Source organism: Nonomuraea sp. NPDC049158, from assembly GCF_040648335.1.
GTDB lineage: Bacteria > Actinomycetota > Actinomycetes > Streptosporangiales > Streptosporangiaceae > Nonomuraea.
The window spans coordinates 142,966-160,217 of sequence record NZ_JBEZDM010000013.1; the positions used below are offsets into that span (position 1 = coordinate 142,966).

Annotated in this window: 16 protein-coding genes; 7 read left to right on the forward strand and 9 right to left on the reverse strand. The window is 67.7% G+C overall.

Features of this window, described 5'->3' with window-relative positions; genetic code table 11:
• The first annotated feature begins 58 nt into the window (after positions 1-58).
• Together AB0B61_RS27695 and AB0B61_RS27700 are read left to right on the forward strand one after the other, a co-directional pair.
• Positions 59-1,339: a Gfo/Idh/MocA family oxidoreductase gene (locus AB0B61_RS27695; RefSeq protein WP_358437478.1), complete on the forward strand. Its 1,281-nt coding sequence runs from the start codon at positions 59-61 to the stop codon at positions 1,337-1,339.
• A gap of 323 nt (positions 1,340-1,662) precedes the next feature.
• Positions 1,663-5,835, forward strand: coding sequence for a molybdopterin-dependent oxidoreductase (locus tag AB0B61_RS27700; protein ID WP_358437481.1), 4,173 nt, complete (start codon positions 1,663-1,665; stop codon positions 5,833-5,835).
• Positions 5,836-5,868: 33 nt separating this feature from the next.
• Here AB0B61_RS27700 and AB0B61_RS27705 read toward each other — a convergent pair whose 3' ends face one another.
• Complete coding sequence (locus AB0B61_RS27705; RefSeq protein WP_358437484.1) at positions 5,869-6,255, reverse strand: aldehyde dehydrogenase family protein; 387 nt, start codon at positions 6,253-6,255, stop codon at positions 5,869-5,871.
• Between the two features lie 301 nt (positions 6,256-6,556).
• Between AB0B61_RS27705 and AB0B61_RS27710 the strand changes: the two genes are divergently transcribed.
• On the forward strand, positions 6,557-6,928 hold the full coding sequence (locus tag AB0B61_RS27710; protein WP_358437487.1) for a hypothetical protein: 372 nt from the start codon (positions 6,557-6,559) through the stop codon (positions 6,926-6,928).
• Here the strand turns inward: AB0B61_RS27710 and AB0B61_RS27715 are convergent.
• From AB0B61_RS27715 to AB0B61_RS27735, 5 genes are all read right to left on the reverse strand, one after another.
• A complete protein-coding gene (locus tag AB0B61_RS27715; protein WP_358437490.1) occupies positions 6,917-7,177 on the reverse strand; it encodes a hypothetical protein in 261 nt (86 codons plus the stop codon). The two genes, AB0B61_RS27710 and AB0B61_RS27715, sit on opposite strands and share 12 nt — an antisense overlap.
• A complete protein-coding gene (locus tag AB0B61_RS27720) occupies positions 7,174-8,205 on the reverse strand; it encodes an ABC transporter ATP-binding protein (protein WP_358437493.1) in 1,032 nt (343 codons plus the stop codon). Before AB0B61_RS27720 ends, AB0B61_RS27715 begins: the two co-directional genes overlap by 4 nt.
• Positions 8,202-8,963 carry an ABC transporter permease gene (locus AB0B61_RS27725; protein WP_358437835.1) on the reverse strand — a complete coding sequence of 254 codons (762 nt, stop codon included), beginning with the start codon at positions 8,961-8,963 and terminating at the stop codon, positions 8,202-8,204. The genes AB0B61_RS27720 and AB0B61_RS27725 overlap by 4 nt, the downstream gene beginning before the upstream one ends.
• A gap of 108 nt (positions 8,964-9,071) precedes the next feature.
• On the reverse strand, positions 9,072-9,878 hold the full coding sequence (modA, locus tag AB0B61_RS27730; RefSeq protein WP_358437495.1) for a molybdate ABC transporter substrate-binding protein: 807 nt from the start codon (positions 9,876-9,878) through the stop codon (positions 9,072-9,074).
• Positions 9,879-9,891: 13 nt separating this feature from the next.
• Positions 9,892-10,305 (reverse strand): helix-turn-helix transcriptional regulator, encoded by a 414-nt coding sequence (locus AB0B61_RS27735; RefSeq protein ID WP_358437498.1) that lies wholly within the window; start codon positions 10,303-10,305, stop codon positions 9,892-9,894.
• Positions 10,306-10,653: 348 nt separating this feature from the next.
• On the opposite strand from AB0B61_RS27735, the gene AB0B61_RS27740 reads away from it, so the two are divergent.
• Positions 10,654-10,986, forward strand: a complete 333-nt coding sequence (locus AB0B61_RS27740) for a YnfA family protein (protein ID WP_358437500.1) — start codon at positions 10,654-10,656, stop codon at positions 10,984-10,986.
• Positions 10,987-11,047: 61 nt separating this feature from the next.
• On the opposite strand, the gene AB0B61_RS27745 is transcribed toward AB0B61_RS27740, so the two are convergent.
• Positions 11,048-11,203, reverse strand: coding sequence for a hypothetical protein (locus AB0B61_RS27745; protein WP_358437503.1), 156 nt, complete (start codon positions 11,201-11,203; stop codon positions 11,048-11,050).
• A 472-nt stretch (positions 11,204-11,675) separates the two neighbouring features.
• Here AB0B61_RS27745 and AB0B61_RS27750 point away from each other — a divergent pair, with 472 nt between their 5' ends.
• The 3 genes from AB0B61_RS27750 (at position 11,676) to AB0B61_RS27760 (ending at position 15,437) form a co-directional block, all read left to right on the forward strand.
• The gene (locus tag AB0B61_RS27750) at positions 11,676-13,436 is read left to right on the forward strand and encodes an ATP-binding protein (protein ID WP_358437506.1); all 1,761 of its coding nucleotides are present in this window, start codon (positions 11,676-11,678) and stop codon (positions 13,434-13,436) included.
• Positions 13,437-13,928: 492 nt separating this feature from the next.
• Entirely contained in the window at positions 13,929-14,240 is a 312-nt protein-coding gene (locus tag AB0B61_RS27755; RefSeq protein WP_358437508.1) for a hypothetical protein, read from the forward strand.
• 267 nt (positions 14,241-14,507) lie between these two features.
• Positions 14,508-15,437, forward strand: a complete 930-nt coding sequence (locus AB0B61_RS27760; protein ID WP_358437511.1) for a type II CAAX endopeptidase family protein — start codon at positions 14,508-14,510, stop codon at positions 15,435-15,437.
• Positions 15,438-15,515: 78 nt separating this feature from the next.
• Here AB0B61_RS27760 and AB0B61_RS27765 read toward each other — a convergent pair whose 3' ends face one another.
• Both AB0B61_RS27765 and AB0B61_RS27770 read right to left on the reverse strand, forming a co-directional pair.
• Positions 15,516-16,475, reverse strand: a complete 960-nt coding sequence (locus tag AB0B61_RS27765) for a CU044_5270 family protein (RefSeq protein WP_358437514.1) — start codon at positions 16,473-16,475, stop codon at positions 15,516-15,518.
• The gene (locus tag AB0B61_RS27770) at positions 16,475-17,083 is read right to left on the reverse strand and encodes an RNA polymerase sigma factor (protein WP_358437517.1); all 609 of its coding nucleotides are present in this window, start codon (positions 17,081-17,083) and stop codon (positions 16,475-16,477) included. The genes AB0B61_RS27765 and AB0B61_RS27770 overlap by 1 nt, the downstream gene beginning before the upstream one ends.
• Between the last annotated feature and the right edge of the window lie 169 nt (positions 17,084-17,252).

The following is a 17,252-nucleotide window of genomic DNA, read 5'->3' on the forward strand; positions in this document are numbered from 1 at the left end:
CCGATCCAGGCTGGGGGCGCGACAGCCCCCAGCCTCCGCCACGACTCGGGGAGAGAAGTTGAGCACCAGGTACGCCTTCGTCGGCCTTGGTCACCGCGTTCGGATGTACATCGACGCCCTGCTGGGCGACTGGCGGGACACCGGTACGATCGTCGGCCTCTGCGACACCAACCGGACCCGCATGGACTACTACGCCGAACGCATCGGCGACGACGTGCCCCGCTTCCATCCGGACGAGTTCGGCAAGCTGCTGGAGCTGGCCGATGCCGTCGTGGTCACCACGGTGGACGTGACGCACGCCCGCTATGTCGTCGCCGCCCTCGACGCGGGCCTCGACGTCATCGTGGAGAAGCCGCTCACCATCGACGCCGAGGGCTGCGAGGCCATCGCCGCCGCCGCCGAGCGCAACCCGGGCAAGCTGGTGGTCACCTTTAACTACCGCTACTCGCCGCGCAACTCGGCGGTGAAGAAGCTGATCAGCGAAGGCGCGATCGGCGACGTCACCTCCGTCCACTTCGACTGGGCACTCGACACCATCCACGGCGCCGACTACTTCCGCCGCTGGCACCGCGAGCGAGCCAACTCCGGCGGCCTGCTGGTGCACAAGTCCACCCACCACTTCGACCTGGTCAACTGGTGGCTGGCGGCGGCGCCCGAGCTCGTCTTCGCCCAGACCGACCTGCGCTTCTACGGCCAGGCCCTGCCCAGGGGCCCGCGCCCCGTCCGCGGCCAGGGTGCGCCCGGCCTCGGCACCGACCCGTTCATCCTCGACATCTCCGCCGACGAGCATCTCAAGCGCCTCTACCTGGACGCCGAGCACGAGGACGGCTACATCCGCGACCAGGACGTCTTCGGGCCGGGCGTGACGATCGACGACAACATGTCCGTTCTGGTGCGCTACGCCAACCGGGCCATGCTCACGTACTCGCTCACCGCGCATGCCCCGTACGAGGGCTACCGCGTGGTCTTCAACGGTACGGAGGGCCGGATCGAGCTGGAGGTGTGCGAGCGATCTTGGACGCCGCCGCACGCCGCGATCGACCCGAGCGCCGCCACCAAGCAGCACGCGGCCGGCGCCTGGGAGCGGCTCACGCTGCACCGGCACTGGCAGGAACGCGAGGAGATCGTGATCGAGCAGGGGGAAGGTGGCCATGGCGGCGGCGACCGGCTGCTACTGAACGACGTCTTCCGCGGTCCGAGCGAGGACCCGCTGGGCCGCCCTGCCGGGTACCGCGACGGGATCCGCAGTGTGCTGGTGGGAGCCGCGGCCACCCGCTCGGCCGCCACCGGCCGCGCCGTCCGCCTGACCGCCGACGGCACCAGCCTGGCCGACGCCTGACCGACGGCCGGTCGGCCCGGTCGGCCCGGTCGGCCCGGAAGGCCATCCGCCGGCAGGCACTCGGCGAGGCTCCCAGGTCAGAAGCCCTCTGTGATCATCACAGGGGGCTTCTTGCTATCACCGGCAGGCGGGGTCGAGCCGGATGTAGCAGGTGTGTGGCGGGCAGGGATCGGTGGTGATCTGAATGTAACCGGCCGCAGTCGGCTGATGTGACGTCCCTGTAACGCCAGCTTCTTACCTTTTGCGCGTTGGATCTGCCCGCTGCGGCTGCGACGCGCCCACTGCCCGGGACAGCGTTCAGGCCCTGTAGAGGAGAAGGGCCGATGACGGCGACGGACCGGGTGAAGACCGTCTGTTCCTATTGCGGCGTCGGCTGCGGCATCGTGCTCGACGTAACGCGCGGCGCCGATGGGCGGCGGAAGGTGGTCAAGGCCTCGGGGGACAAGAGCCACCCGGCCAACGCCGGGCGTCTGTGTACGAAGGGAGCCACCAGCGCGGCGATGCTCGCGGCTCCGGGACGGCTGGAGCGGGCGCTCGTCCGGCCGGATCGGGGTGCGGAGCCGGAGGAGGCCGGTGTCGACGCGGCGATCACGGCGACCGCCCGGCGGCTGCGCGCGATCCTGGACGAGCACGGGCCGGACGCGCTGTCGTTCTATGTGTCCGGGCAGATGACGCTGGAGGCCCAATATCTGGCGAACAAGTTGGCCAAGGGGTTCGTCGGCACCAACCAGATCGAGTCGAACTCGCGGCTGTGCATGGCCAGCGCGGGCAGCGGCTACAAGCTGTCGCTGGGCTCGGACGGCCCGCCCGGCTCGTACGAGGACTTCGAGCACGCCGAGGTGTTCTTCGTCATCGGCGCGAACATGGCCGACTGCCACCCCATCCTGTTCCTGCGGATGATGGACCGGGTCAAGGCCGGGGCCAAGCTGATCGTGGTGGACCCGCGCCGCACGGCCACGGCCGACAAGGCCGACCTGTTCCTGCAGATCCGGCCGGGTACGGACCTGGCCCTGCTCAACGGGCTGCTGCACCTCCTGGTCGAGAGTGGCCACATCGACCAGGAGTTCATCACGGAGCACACCAACGGCTGGGAAGCCATGCCTGGCTTCCTGCTCGACTATCCGCCCGCCACCGTCGCGGAGATCACCGGCATACCCGAGGCCGACCTGCGTCGGGCGGCTCAGTGGATCGGCGAAGCCGGCGAGTGGATGAGCTGCTGGACGATGGGGCTCAACCAGAGCACTCACGGCACCTGGAACACCAACGCGCTGTGCAACCTGCACCTGGCCACGGGCGCGATCTGCCGCCCCGGCAGCGGCCCGTTCTCGCTGACCGGCCAGCCCAATGCGATGGGTGGGCGCGAGATGGGCTACATGGGGCCCGGCCTGCCCGGCCAACGATCGGCGCTGGTGGAGGAGGACCGCCGGTTCGTCGAGGACCTGTGGGGGATCGCGCCCGGGACGCTTCGGACCGAGGTCGGGCAGGGCACGATCGAGATGTTCTCGCGGATGGCCGAGGGCGAGATCAAGGCGTGCTGGATCATCTGCACCAATCCGATCGCCAGCGTCGCCAACCGCAAGACCGTGATCGCCGGTCTGGAGGCCGCCGAGTTCGTCGTCACCCAGGACGTGTTCGCGGCCACCGAGACCAACGCCTACGCCGACGTCGTACTCCCGGCCACCCTGTGGGCCGAGTCCGAAGGCGTGATGATCAACTCCGAGCGCAACCTCACCCTGCTCCAGCAGGCCGTCGAGCCGGTCGGGGAGGCGCTGCCGGATTGGCGGATCATCGCCAGGGTCGCCTGCGAGATGGGGTTCGAGGCCGGCTTCTCCTATGAGAGCGCGGAGGAGGTGTTCGAGGAGATCAAGCGGGCGGGTAATCCCGCGACCGGCTACGATCTGCGCGGCGTCACCTACGAGCGGCTGCGGGAGACGCCTTTGCAGTGGCCGAGCCCGCCCGGTTCCGGCGCGCGCAACCCGATCCGCTATCTCAACGACGGTCTCAGCCAGGCGCCGCTCGTGCGGGAGGACGGCAGCCGCCCGCGCCTGGCCTTCGCCACCGCCGACGGTCGTGCCGTCTTCTTCCCGCGCCCGCACCTGCCCGCCGCCGAGCTGCCCGATGACGACTTCCCGTACATACTCAACACTGGTCGGTTGCAGCACCAGTGGCACACCCTGACCAAGACCGGCAAGGTCGCCAAGCTGAACAAGCTCAACCCGGGACCGTTCGTCGAGATCAACCCGCGGGACGCGGCTGAGCTCGGCATCGGCGAGGGCGATCTGGTGGCCATCTCTTCCCGGCGCGGCCGGGCCGTGCTGCCCGCGGTCGTGACGGACCGGGTGATGCCGGGCAACAGCTTCGCGCCGTTCCACTGGAACGACCTGTTCGGCGAGTACCTCAGCGTCAACGCCGTCACCAGCGACGCCGTGGACCCGATCTCGTTCCAGCCCGAGCTGAAGGTGTGCGCGGTCGCCCTGGCCAGGGTGGCCACAGACGACGCTCCCTCACGAGCACCCGAGCCGGCCGCAGTGCCCGAGCCGGCCGCAGTGCCCGGTCCGGTCGCAGTGCCCGGTCCGGTCGCGGCGCTGGCCGGGTTGTTCGGGCTGGGCGAGCTGCCCCCGCCGGTGCTCGCAGATCACGAGCGTCAGTATCTGGCCGGTTTTCTGGCCGGTCTGAGCGATGCGCCGCCCGCCGGTACGGCCGTACCGATCTTGCCGAGTCATGCCCCCATCGACCCGAGCCACGCTCTGTGGATCAACGGCGCGCTGGCCGGCGCCTTCTCCCGCGTCGCGGCCCCTGCCCTCGCACCGGACGCGCCGCCCGAGGCGCCGGTGCGCGAGCTCATCGTCCTGTGGGCCTCGCAGACCGGAAACGCCGAGGAGTTCGCCGCCGCCAGCGCTCGCCGCCTGGCCGATACGGGCCGCAAGGCGCGGCTGGTCGACATGGCCGACTGCACCCCGGCCGCTCTTCCCGCGGCGGCGGACCTGCTCGTCATCTCCAGTACGTTCGGCGACGGTGAAGCACCCGACAACGGTGCCGCCTTCTGGGCGGCGCTCGCCGAGCCCGCAGCACCACGGCTCGACGGCGTGCGCTATGCGGTGCTGGCCTTCGGCGACTCCAGTTACGACGACTTCTGTGGTCACGGACGCCAGCTCGACCGGCGTCTGGAGGAGCTCGGCGCGGTACGCCTGGCGCCGCGCGCCGATTGCGAGCCCGACGACCAGGAACGCGCCCTGAGCTGGCTCGACCAGGTGCTCACGACGCTCACCGAGACGACGCGCACCGAGACCACACTCACCGAGACGACACTCACCGAGACGACGCCCGCCTCGCTGTCCGTGCCGGCCGCGCCCGTCGGTTCTCCCGCGCCCACGCCGAGCCCCAGCAAGACGGCCCCCTTCACCGCGACGCTGTCGGGCAACCGGCTGCTCAGCCTGCCCGGCTCGGCCAAAGAGGTCCGCCAGTTCACCTTCGACACCGGCGGCGAGCTGGCCTACCGGGCCGGGGACGCCCTCGGCGTCATGCCCGTCAACAGCGCCGACCTGGTCATGGAATGGCTGGCGGTGACCGGTCTGAGCCCGGTCGACAACGTGGAGCTCACCGGACTCGGCTCGCTTCCCCTCAGCGAGGCGCTGCACCGCCATCTGGACATCACCAAGATCACCTCGGGCCTGCTCAAGTTCGTCGCCGAACGTACTCGCGACCGCGATCTGTCCCGGTTGCTACGTCCAGGCAACAAGGGTGAGCTGGCCAAGTGGACATGGAGCCGTCAGGCCATCGACGTCATCGCCGAACTCCCGGTACGCGCCGCCGCCCAGGAATGGCTCGGCGTGCTCAAACGGCTTCAGCCGCGCCTGTACTCCATCTCCTCCAGCCCGCTGACCAGCCCGGACGAGATCCGCCTGACCATCTCGGTGGTCCGCTTCGACAACCTGCGTGGCCGCCCACGTACCGGCGCGTGCTCGGCCTACCTGGCCGACAACCCGGAACGGACCCAGGTGCCGGTGTACGTCCAGCACACCACACACTTCCGCCCGCCCTCGGACCCGGGCACCCCGATGGTGATGATCGGCCCCGGCACCGGCGTCGCGCCCTTCCTCGGCTTCCTCGACGAACGCCGTGCCCTCGGCCACCACGGCCTTAACTGGCTCTTCTTCGGCGAGCAGCGCCGGGCCACCGACTTCTACTACCGCGACGAACTCGCCGCAATGCACGATGACGGGCTGCTGACCCGCCTCGACCTGGCCTTTTCTCGCGACCAGCGGGCCAAGGTCTACGTTCAGGACCGGATGCGCGAGCACGGTGCCCAGCTCTGGGCCTGGCTGCGGGACGGGGCCCACGTATATGTGTGCGGCGACGCCGGCCGGATGGCCAAGGACGTCGACCAGACTCTGCATGACATCACGGCCCGCTATGGCGGCCTCTCTCCTGATGACGCGACCGCGTACGTCAAGCAACTGGCCACGAGCAAGCGCTACGTACGCGATGTGTACTGACGACGGCTCACGATCACCTTCTGGCCGTCTGCATCAGGCGCAGGGCCGCCTGCGCCTCCAGCAACGGTCGTGAGTCCCTCGTGATCCGGTTGAGTTGGCCTGGGCGGCGAGGTCGTCCAGGTCGGAGAACGGCGAAGCCACCACGACCGGCCCGAAGATCTCCTTGCGGACCACCTTCATCGACGGGTGCGCTCCGATGAGCACGGTGGGCTGGACGAAGTAGCCCTGGTCACCATGCCGGGCGCCGCCGACCACGGTGTGCGCCCCTTCTCGGTATCCGGAGTCCAGATAGCCGGTCTTGCCGGAGGCGGCGTCCACCCACCGGCCGTCGATGAAGAGCTGCCGAGGCGTCGCCACGAAGTCTTCGACGCTCTTGTCCAAGGTCACCGTCATCAGCCTCGGCTTCCTGTCGATGAACATGCGCTTGGTAATCCGAGCCAGCGCTTGGTAGTCCCTATGAGACTACCGACGGCGGCCGAAGGCAAGAGGGCATGAGCGGCATGGATCAGGCGATCGTCCTCTCATCTGCCACGAGAAAGATGAAATGGCCTCGCAGATGAGTGTGACCTTGTTCGGCGGCGGGCATGCGAAGAGCAGATGGGGCGAGACGAGGAGGGTGCCTGTGCAGCCCACGTCAACCGATCTTCCAACGGACGGCCAGGTGGCTCTGTCGGGCGACGTACGCGTACCTGCCTGGTTGAGTGTCGCGACACTCCGTTCGATGCCGCAGCGGGAGACCACGGTGAGCTTCGAGTGCCGCACCTCCGGGCCGCGGCGGCACTACTTCTCCGGGCCGCTGCTCCTCGACGTGCTGCGGGCGGCAGAGCCGATGTTCGATCCGGCCGAGCGCAAGGACCGGCTGCGTTTCCTGATCTCGGTACTGGGCCGGGACGGCCACCGCGCGGTGCTGTCGTGGGGCGAGATCGACCCGGACTTCGGTGGCACCGCGGCGCTACTGGCCGTCAGCATGGACTGCCGGGGGCTGGACGACGAGGGGCCGCACCTGGTGATGCCGGGTGACCGGTGCGGCGGCCGGCACATCAGCCAGGTCACCGATATCAGGGTGTACGCCGACGACCGGTTATGGGACTGAGCACTCCCAGGAGCAGGGCGGGCCGGCCCAGTGCAGGGCGATGTACGGCTCGGTCTGGCCACAGTAGCGGACCCGTTCGCGGGTGACGCGGTAGCCGGCGCGCTGCTCGGGCTCGTCAGGTGAGCGGCGCGGGACGGGGATGGTCAGGATGCCGATGTCCTGGTCGACGTGGGTGAGCAGACCGTGGCACGGCCCGCCGAGGCAGATGGCGTTGCAGTCATGCCGCTCGTCCGGCGCGGGCGGGTTCATGCGGGGTAGGCGTGGGTCTCGGTGGCCTTGGCCGAGGCCCAGATCTGCTGGCCCGGCGTCAGGTCGAGGTCGGCGACGGCGGCGGTGGTGATGTCGGCGAAGGCGGTGACGGGGCCGTCGAGGTGTACGCGTACGTTGTCGCCGTGGCGTTCGATGCCCTCGATGCGGGCTTGCCACAGGTTGCGCGGACTGCCGTCCGGGCGGGTCCGGTAGAGGGCGACGGCGGAGGGCGGGAAGGCGACGAACGCGGGCCCGTCGAGGTGTTCGTAGGTGTGCAGCAACAGCTCGCCGACCTTGACCCGGGATCCGTCGGCCACGCCGCGATAGAGGTTGAGCCCGACCAGGCGGGCCACGTAGTCGGTACGGGGGCGGCGGGCGACCTCGGCCGGACTGCCCTGCTGGACGATGGCGCCGTTCTCGATCACGATCAGCCGGTCGGCCAGCACCATCGCGTCGAGGGGATCGTGGGTGACCAGTACGGTCGCACCGTCGAAGTCGGCCAGGTGACGGCGCAGCTCGGAGCGGACCTCCAGCCGGGTGTGGGCGTCGAGCGCGGCCAGCGGCTCATCCAGCAGCAGCAGATCGGGCTGTACGGCCAGCGCCCGCGCCAGCGCGACCCGCTGAGCCTGTCCGCCGGACAGCTGCCGTGGCTTGGCGGCGGCGCGCTCGGCCAGGCCGACGCGCTCCAGCAGGGCGGCGGCGGTACGGCGGGCCTCGGCCTTGGGCACGCCGTGGCAGCGCGGCCCGAACGCGACGTTGTCCAGCGCCGTCAGGTGCGGGAAGAGTAGGTAGTCCTGGAAGACCATGCCGATCGGGCGTTCCTCGGCGGGCAAGGTGTGCAGCGGTCTGTCGCGCAGGATGATCTCCCCGTCGGACAGGCGGGTGAGCCCGGCCAGGGCGCGCAGGGCGGTGGTCTTGCCCGCGCCGTTGGGGCCGAGCAGCGCCACGACCTCGCCCGGGGCGACCTCCAGGGTCAGGTCGAGGGTGAAGGCGGGGCGGGTGACCACCAGCCGGGCGTACAGGGTCATGGCGCGCTCACCCACCGGTCACGCAGGCTGCTCAGAATGATCACCGAGACGGCCAGCAGAACGAGGCTGAGCACGATGGCCGCCTCCGGCTCGGTCTCCAGCGCCAGATAGACCGCCAGCGGCATGGTGCGGGTGGTGCCGGGGAAGTTGCCCGCGAACGTGATCGTCGCGCCGAACTCGCCCAACGCCCGCGCCCAGCACAACACCGCCCCGGCCACGACACCCGGCATGACCATCGGCAGCGTCACCCGCCGGAACACGATCCACCGCGAGGCGCCGAGCGTGGCCGCAGCCTCCTCGAAACGCCGGTCGGCACCACGCAACGCCCCCTCCACGCTGATCACCAGGAAGGGCATCGCCACGAACGCCTCGGCGATGATCACCCCGGCGGTGGTGAACGGCAGAGTGATGTCGAACGTGGCCTCCAGCCATTGCCCGACCAACCCGCGCCGCCCCAGTACGAGCAGCAGCGCGACACCGCCGACCACCGGCGGCAGCACCAGCGGGACGGTGACCAGAGCCCGGACCAGCCGCCGCCCGGGAAACGACACCCGGGCCAGCAGCCAGGCCAGCGGCACTCCGAGCAGCAGGCACACGGCGGTGGCGATGGTGGCGCACACCAGCGACAGCCGCAACGCCTCCAGCACCTGCGGCTCGGCCAGCCGCTGCAGCAGCGTGGGCCAGGGGGCGCGGATCAGCAGCCCGGCCAGCGGCAGCACGAGGAAGACCAAACCCAGGACGGCGGGTACGACCAGCATCCACGGCAGGCGCCCGGAGACCTCGCGCCCCGCGGCCGGCCGACCGCCGGGCCCGCGTGGCGAGCTCGACAGGTCGACCTGCTCCGGCACGGAAGGGTTCATGAGCGATCAGGGAGCCTCGAAGCCGGCCTTGGTCAGCACGTCCTTGCCCTGCTGCGACAGCACCAGATCCACGAACTGCTTGGCCAGGTCGCCGGCCGGCGCCTTGGCCAGCGTGGCGATCGGATAGTCGTTGATCGCCTTGTCCGCCTCAGGGAACTCCAGCCCCTGAACCTTGCCCGCCGAGGCGATCACATCGGTCTTGTACACCAGGGCCGCGTCCACCTCGCCCAACTCGACCTTGGTCAGCGTGGCCTTGACGTCCTGCTCCAGCGTCACAGGCTTGACCTTCAGCCCGGCCGCGTCCAGCGCCTTGACCGCCGCCGCCCCGCACGGCACCTGCTCGGCGCACAAGGCCACCTTCACCTTGCTGTCGGCCAGATCCTTCAGCTCATCCACCTTGGCCGGATTGTCCTTCGGTACGGCGATCTCCAGCTTGTTACGCACGAACGTGGTCGGCGCACTCGCCAGCGACGCGTCGGTCACCGTCTTCATTGTGGCCGGGCTCGCCGCGGCGAACACATCCGCCGGCGCCCCCTGGACGATCTGCTGGGCCAGCGTCGCGCTGGAGCCGAAGTTGAACTTCACCGTCGTACCCGGGTGCGCGGCCTCGAAGGTCTTGCCGAGCTCGGTGAACGTCCCGGTCAGCGACGCCGCCGCGAACACCGTCACCTCCTTGGCCCCGCCACCGGCGGAAGCCGAGCTCGAAGCCGACGCCGTTGAGGCGGCCGGTTGGCCGGAGCCGCAACCGGACAGGCCCGCCAGCGCGAGCGCGACGGGCAGGGCGATCGCCCATCGGGAAAGACGCCTGAACACCAAGGAGGGCTCCTCACAAATAACTGGCCACGCGCTCGTGACCGGGAATCTCCACGACGACGTTGGTGGACTTGATCACGGCGACCGCCACCACCCCCACCTCCAGGCCCAACTCATCCGCGGCCTGGCGGCTCATCAGCGACACCACCCGAAACGGCCCGGCGGCGATCTCCACCTGCGCCATCACCGCATCGCGGATCACCTCGGTCACGATCCCGCGAAAGCGGTTACGCGCCGAGGAGCGACTACCGCCGTCGCTCTCCTCGATCTGCGAGCGGGCGAAGGCGGCCAGGTCGGCGCCGTTGACCCGCCGGTGGCCGTGCTCGTCCCGCTCGGCTCCCAGCCGACCCGCGTCCACCCACCGGCGAACGGTGTCGGCGCTGACCCCGAGCAGTGCCGCGGCCTCGCTGATCCGAAACGTCGTCACAAGCATCACGATACCTTCCGCACATTCAAGCCTGAATACCCGTCTTCCGCCGCAGCAGCGGCACGACCTACGGTTCTGCCCTGGCATCCACGAGATCGGAGAACAACCCTATGAGCCTCGGTTCCTCCCACGTGGGCCTTGGTTTCTCCCGCCGCTGAGCCGTCACATCCGCGCTCACCGCCGCCCTGCCGGCCACGCTCACGCCCGCCACCACAGCCATGGCCGCGGTCGCTGCCGGTCCATCCTCCGCCAAACAGAGCGCCGTCGGCACGGTCGTCCTCATGGCACGCGGATGCTGACCAGCCCCGGCACGGACCCACTCCGGCCCGGCCTGGTGCAATGGCTGCTATGACGATCGCCCGTTCTCTGCTGTTGTTCGGTCTGGCCGCACTGTTCGAGATCGGCGGCGCCTGGTTGGTCTGGCAAGGCGTGCGCGAGCAACGCGGCCTGATCTGGGTCGGCGCGGGCGTGATCGCGCTCGGGCTGTACGGGTTCGTCGCCACCTTTCAACCCGACGCCCACTTCGGGCGCATCCTGGCCGCCTACGGTGGCGTGTTCGTGGCCGGCTCGCTGCTCTGGGGCATGATCGCCGACGGCTTCCGCCCCGACCGCTGGGACGTCATCGGCGCGCTGATCTGCTTGGCGGGCGTCCTGGTGATCATGTACGCGCCCCGCGGCTGACCGGCACGGCAGAAAGGGCCTGCGCCAAGACGATGAGAGCCCTCCACGAAGAGGGGGCTATCTACACCGTTCGCGGCATGGGCAGCTTCGTCAGCCCGCCCGACGCCAGCAGCCCCACCCAGGCGTAGGCCATGGCGCCGAGGCGACAGCCCAGCGTCGCGATGGCGAGCTCATACCGCGCGGCCGGCCAGACATCGAGCCGGAGACACCCAATCACCCCGATATACAGAAACGAGCCTGACCGGGAAAGCTGGGACGTACCAACCCTGTTTTCCGCATGTGAGTGATCTTCAGCCAGAGGTCTTGTGGATCGATGCCGAAGAGGTCCAGGAGGCGGAGTTGGAGGTCGATGGGTGGTGGGATGGCCGGGGATGACTGGCCGGTGCCCGCGATGAGTGGGAAGTCGGCCAGTGCGTCGATGATGAGGCTGCCGGTGGGGATAGCAGGACGTCCGGCGTAGATCTGTCGATCAAGCTGAGAGGGTTCTGCTTGTTGTTTCTGCGGCTTGGCTGAACTTCTCGGACGCCCCTACGCGGTCCTCAGATCGACCTCGTCTCCAATTGGCCGCCCAGGACCTCTCGGGCAGGCCCTTGGCCTGGGCATTCCCGCCCTCTGATCTCGACATGCTAACTAACATGCTAGCTAGCATGTTGTTCGCATGCTAGTCCGTGCCGCTCAGGGAGAATACGGTGCTAGACGAAGAGCTCTCCGAGATCGTTGCGAACCTCCGCGTACTCGGTGGGGACGTCTCCGACGTGGAAGTGAAGCAGTCTCAGCGCGAGCTGCCGAAGACGATCCGGGAGACCCTGTCGGCCTTCGCCAACACCCACGGCGGAGTGCTCATCCTCGGCCTGAGCGAGAGCACAGGATTCACAGCGACCGGTGTCCATGATGCTTCGAAGCTGTCCAACGACCTAGCCTCGCTCTGCTCCACAGACATGGAACCCGCTCTGCGGCCGTTGATCCGCGTCCACGACTTCGAAGGCGTGAAAATCATCGTGGCGGAAGTCCCAGAACTGGATCCGGCCCAGCGACCATGTTTCTACAAAGGCGCCGGGATGACCAGGGGCAGTTTCGTACGCGTGGGCGATGGCGATCAGCGACTGTCGAGCTATGAGGTTCAGATCATGCTCTCCTCACGCGGGCAGCCTCGCGAGGACGAAATGGCCGTTCCAGGAACCGGCCTCGAACTACTCGACCCGATCGCCCTAGAGTCGTTCATCGCGAGGCTCCGGACAAGCAGGCCCTACGCCTTCAAAGATCTTGATCATGACAATCTGCTAAGACGAGCCAAGATTCTAGTAACTGGCCATGACGGCACGGAAACGCTCTCTCTGGCAGCCCTGCTCGCGCTCGGCTCCTATCCGCAGGAGTATTTTCCCCAGTTGATGATTAGCTTTGTACATTATCCGTCGGTGACCGGCCAACCATCAGCGACCGGCACCCGCTTTCTGGATAACCTCACCGTCGAGGGACCCATCCCCGTCATGGTCCGCGACGCACTCGCAGCGATCCGGCGTAATATGTCAAGGAGAGCAGTCATCGGAGGAGCCGGCCGAGAGGATGTCTGGGAATACCCGGAGACCGCCCTTCGGGAAGCCGTGGTGAATGCGCTCGTGCACAGGGATCTGTCCAGCGCCGCCCGTGGCACTCAGATACAGATCGAGATGTATCCCGACAGGCTGACAATGCGAAGCCCAGGTGGGTTGTTCGGCCCGGTCACCATCGACAACCTCACCGACGAGGGGATCTCATCTGCACGCAACGCGACCCTGATGAAGATGCTTGAAGACGTTCCTCTGCCGGGCGAGACCCGGACCGTCTGCGAGAATCGAGGCTCTGGAATCCGCGCCATGGTTTCCGCCCTACGAGCGGCTGGTATGAGCCCGCCCCAGTTCGATGACCGAGTGTCCTCCTTCACCGTCACCATCCCCAACCACGCCTTGCTGAATGAGGAAGTCGTGAGATGGATCGAAGGTCTGGGTGAAGGAGGCCTCACCGACAGCCAGTGCATCGCGCTGGCGATGCTCCGCGATGGAGAGATCTTGGACAACCGCTCCTACCGGAGCACGACCGGCGTGGACTCGCGTGTCGCCACGGCAGAACTACGGGATCTCGTGGCACGTGAACTCGTGACCCAGGCTGGGAGCAGGCGATGGGCACAATACGAGTTGACCCAGCGGGAGCACCGCCGTCCCTCGGGGGCTGCATCAGTAACCACGCGGACCGATCGACGCCCCCAATTGCTGGACGCGCTTGGTGACGAGACTCTCTCGCGAGCCGAGTTGGCCCGGCGTACCGGACTAACCGATCAGACTGTACGGCGCTGGCTCTCGATCATGCGCGACGAAGGCGCCGTGGAGTTGATCGGAAGCTCGCCGAGAAGCTCGATCGCCCGGTATCGCCGAACAAGGCAAGGATCCCTTTTCTCACCGTCCGAGTCCCGGTAGCGAACTCGGACGATGCTGGAACATGTGACTCCCCCGGGCGATTTTGGTCATATAGGACTTTCTTTGCAATTCGCAGTATTGGCGATTTTTGTGATATGTCGCCCTCTTTAAGAGTCATTTTTATATCGATTTGGACCGACCGATGCTGTTGATCTTCTAGAAGTGCTTAACCTGCCTTGTCTCTACTAGATGCACGGGTGGAAGCATGAGCGAGCAGACAGCACAGGCGATTGTCGGCAATGAGTCGGTCGGGGTGCCCAAGGGGGTCGAAAGCACTTCTGGAAGGAAGGCGGGAGGAGCGCGATCGGTTCCGAAGTGGGAGACGGATGCGCGGGATCGTGTTCGAGTCGCGATACGGCGCTACGCCAAGCCCCTCAACGACCTCGTAGCGCGTGATGCTAACGAAGGGGACACGCGACTGCTTATCACCGATTTCCTATGTGCAGGACTAGGATACGACAAATACGACGATCGGTGTGGCAGGCATATCACATGACCGCTGGCCTCCCTGTGGTTATCGACCTGGTCCTTGAAGTGGACCTGCTCAGTGACACCGGCCCGGCCGTCAAGGCCGACGCGCTCTTCTACTTGACGAAGGAGGCGTTCAAGCGCCGCCTGATCGACGACCTATGGAGGGCTCGCGCCGCAACGTCACCAAAATCCTTGGCACAGGTGCTTCTGTCCGACGTGGTGTCCGACGCAATACGCAAAGAACTTCGACGCCAGACGAACCACAACGCTGACGTCAGCGAGATTCATCGGATTTTGCGCGGCGAGGTCCTTCGGCCGGAGACCTTGCTCTAAGCCGAGCTCCAATGGCCGGGCACCCTACGTGTAGCAGGCGATCTTGCTAACACGGATGCCGGCAACGGGTCTGGATGGCCCCGGGCCGAGAGGCTCCGTGGCCGACGACGGGTATCGAGACGCCTGTATGCCCAGGTGGGGCGGCTGCATTCTCTCCAGGTACCCCTAGCTATACCTCCATTGGGGCGTACATGGGAACGACCGGGAGGGCCCCTGACTGGTGTGCTGATCACTGTCAGTCAAGCGCGTCTCTCAGGAGAAAATGAAATGACAGTCGACAGTCGGCGGGGCAGCGAGCATTACGCGAGTCAGACCGGGCTACGGGGTTTCATCCGTCGCCGTCCGCTGCTCAGTTTCTTCGTACTGGCGAATCTGATGAGCTGGCTCGCCTGGACGCCCTACATCCTCTCGGCGACCGGCCTGGGGGTTTTAGATTTCACCTTCCCCTCGGTGCTCGGGACCACGCAGTTCGCCGGTGTCCTTCCCGGCGCCTATCTCGGACCCATCTTCGCCGCGTTCATCGTGACCGCGGTCGCGGACGGCAGGGCGGGTCTTCGTCGGTGGGTCGGGCGGATGATGAAGTGGCGGGTCAGCTGGATCTGGTACCTCGGAGCCGCCGCCGGTGTTCCCGCAGCCATCATCATCAGCGGTTTCGCGGTGTCCAACGAAGACATCCACCTGCCGCCCGTCGCCGTGCTGGTGGCCTATCTGCCGAGTCTGCTGCTCCAGATGGTCACGACCGGTCTGGCGGAAGAGCCCGGCTGGCGTGACTTCGCCCTGCCCCGCCTGCAGCGCAAGTTCGGTCCGCTGGTCGGCACCCTCATCCTCGGCCCGCTGTGGGGCTTCTGGCACGTGCCGCTGTTCCTGAGCGAGTGGGGCGGGTGGCCGAACGTCACCTGGCTCACGGTCGCCGAGTTCATCGCTTTCGCCTGCCTGTTCAGCGTGATCGTCACCTGGGTGTTCAACCGGACCGGCCAGAGCCTGCCGCTGGTCATGGTGCTGCACGTCAGCGTCAACAACTTCATGTCGCTCGCCTACGCGGACATGTTCCCGTCGATCGCCAACGCGCAGCAGACATCCCACGTCACCCTGCTGGCGAGCGGTACGGCAGCGATCATCATCCTCGTCGCGACCCGCGGCCGCCTCGGATACCGCAAGACCGAGGAACCCGCACCGGAGGTCACCCATCAGAGCTGAACGACCGCACCGCGGGGGCGAGGGCGTGGGACCGGAAAGCGGTCCCACGCCCGCTGTGCGTCTATACCTCGGACCCGGTTACGGAACGTCCCCCGCCTGGTCCACGATGCCGACGGCCACCTGAGCCACTGAGAGGACCACCTCGCCCTTGGGCAGCTTGCCGTACGGGGACCGCGCATCCGCTCCGCCGATGTAGACGCGGCGCCCGCCGAGCAGGGCGAAGGTGTTCGGGTCGATGATGATTTCCTGGCGAATCCCCTCGTCGGCGTCGTCCGTGTAGACGGCCAAGCCTTCTCTGCCCAGCAGATCGCGTACCTTCTCCACGCCGACCCCGTCCACCTTCGACAGGACGGTGTAGAAGGCGGCGCGCAGGCGAGCCGCTGGAGCGCCTTCTTGCAGGATCATCAGGATCTGATGGGAGACCGCCCGGGCCTCGGGCAGAGGGATCACCCCCGCTGTGTCCTTTTTCAGGCGTTCCAGTAGAGCGGCCGGATCCAAGGGGAGTGAGCGTAGGTACGCGGGGTCGAACCGTACGCGGGGATCCTCCCCGCCTTTGCGCCTTGTGATCGTCTTGCTGCCTTGCTCCCGCATGGCCCTTTCCTTGCCGTCCCCCCGGGTCCACAGTTCCACGGTGGACCGCGAGTTCGTCGAGGCGATCTTGGGTGAGCGGTAGAAGTCCCTTTTGGTGTAGACCCACTGATCGGCTCGCGGGTAGACGTCCGTCTGGCGGGCCGCCGCCGCTGTCGCGTGCTTGGCCAGGGTCTCCGCGTTCGCCGCGGCCAGCCATGCCGGGGCAGTGGCGGTGCCTCCCTTCCCCGGGTCATCCATACGGACGGACTGCACCACTGTGACGCCGACCGCGATCGTGACGCCGAGGACGCCGACGGCGGCCACACGCAGCGCCATGCGGGGGAGTCGGCGACCCCGCCGCTCTTGAGCCATCGAGGCCAGCATCCGCCGCCGGGCGCCCTGGAGATCGCGTTCTTCGCTCTGCCGCACCTGTGACCGCAGGTCGCGGACCATGTCCAAATCGTTCATCAGACCTCCTCGGTGACGTCGGTCGGGTTGCTGCCGCCTAGCGCGTGGGCGATCTTGCGGCGGGCTCGGGACAGCCGGGACCGCACGGTGCCGATGGGCACACCTAGCGCCTGCGCCGTTTCCTCATAGCTGAGATCGCCCCAGGCGATCAGCAGCAGTACGTCGCGCTCGCCTCGACCCAGCTTGGCCAGGGCGGCCGCGAGCCGTTCCCGGGTCGCCGAGGCGGAGACCCGGGCGGCCACCCGTTCGTCGAAGGCCACCGCCACGGGGTCCTCGCCGGTTCGGGCCAGGGCCCGGTAGCCGCGTACCTCTGCCCTGCGGTGGGTGCCGATGATGTTCGTGGTGATGCCGTACAGCCACGGCAAGGCGTCCGAGCGGTCGAAGGCGTACTTGCGCCGCTTCTCGAACGCCCTGGTGAACGTCTCGGCCACCACGTCCTCCGCGTGATCCGGACCGAGACGCCGGACGACGTAGCGGTGCAGTACGGCGGCATGCCGGTTGAACAACTCGGCGAAACGCTCCGGCTCGCGTAACGACGCTTCGATGATCGCCGAGTCCTCCGTCGGGTCCGGCGCGTCGAAGGCCGCCGGAACCGCGGGTGTCGCCATGCGGAGCGCCAGGGCCGCCGGGGTCGGCTCCTTATCTGGAATGGGTGTCACAGCCGTACTTATCCGGATACAGGAGAAAGGTTCCCATCCACATCCCGGACGTCATCTGTGGAGGGTGAGCGGGGTGAGCTGGTGGATGTCATGGCGGACCCGCAGGGCCATGATCTCG

Excerpts from the sequence above, each read along its gene's own strand:
- AB0B61_RS27700 (WP_358437481.1), top strand. The coding sequence starts at position 1,663 with ATGACGGCGACGGACCGGGTGAAGACCGTCTGTTCCTATTGCGGCGTC.
- AB0B61_RS27705 (WP_358437484.1), bottom strand. The coding sequence starts at position 6,255 with ATGTTCATCGACAGGAAGCCGAGGCTGATGACGGTGACCTTGGACAAG.
- AB0B61_RS27710 (WP_358437487.1), top strand. The coding sequence starts at position 6,557 with ATGCCGCAGCGGGAGACCACGGTGAGCTTCGAGTGCCGCACCTCCGGG.
- AB0B61_RS27715 (WP_358437490.1), bottom strand. The coding sequence starts at position 7,177 with ATGAACCCGCCCGCGCCGGACGAGCGGCATGACTGCAACGCCATCTGC.
- AB0B61_RS27720 (WP_358437493.1), bottom strand. The coding sequence starts at position 8,205 with ATGACCCTGTACGCCCGGCTGGTGGTCACCCGCCCCGCCTTCACCCTC.
- AB0B61_RS27725 (WP_358437835.1), bottom strand. The coding sequence starts at position 8,963 with ATGCTGGTCGTACCCGCCGTCCTGGGTTTGGTCTTCCTCGTGCTGCCG.
- AB0B61_RS27740 (WP_358437500.1), top strand. The coding sequence starts at position 10,654 with ATGACGATCGCCCGTTCTCTGCTGTTGTTCGGTCTGGCCGCACTGTTC.
- AB0B61_RS27755 (WP_358437508.1), top strand. The coding sequence starts at position 13,929 with ATGACCGCTGGCCTCCCTGTGGTTATCGACCTGGTCCTTGAAGTGGAC.
- AB0B61_RS27760 (WP_358437511.1), top strand. The coding sequence starts at position 14,508 with ATGACAGTCGACAGTCGGCGGGGCAGCGAGCATTACGCGAGTCAGACC.
- AB0B61_RS27765 (WP_358437514.1), bottom strand. The coding sequence starts at position 16,475 with ATGAACGATTTGGACATGGTCCGCGACCTGCGGTCACAGGTGCGGCAG.
- AB0B61_RS27770 (WP_358437517.1), bottom strand. The coding sequence starts at position 17,083 with ATGGCGACACCCGCGGTTCCGGCGGCCTTCGACGCGCCGGACCCGACG.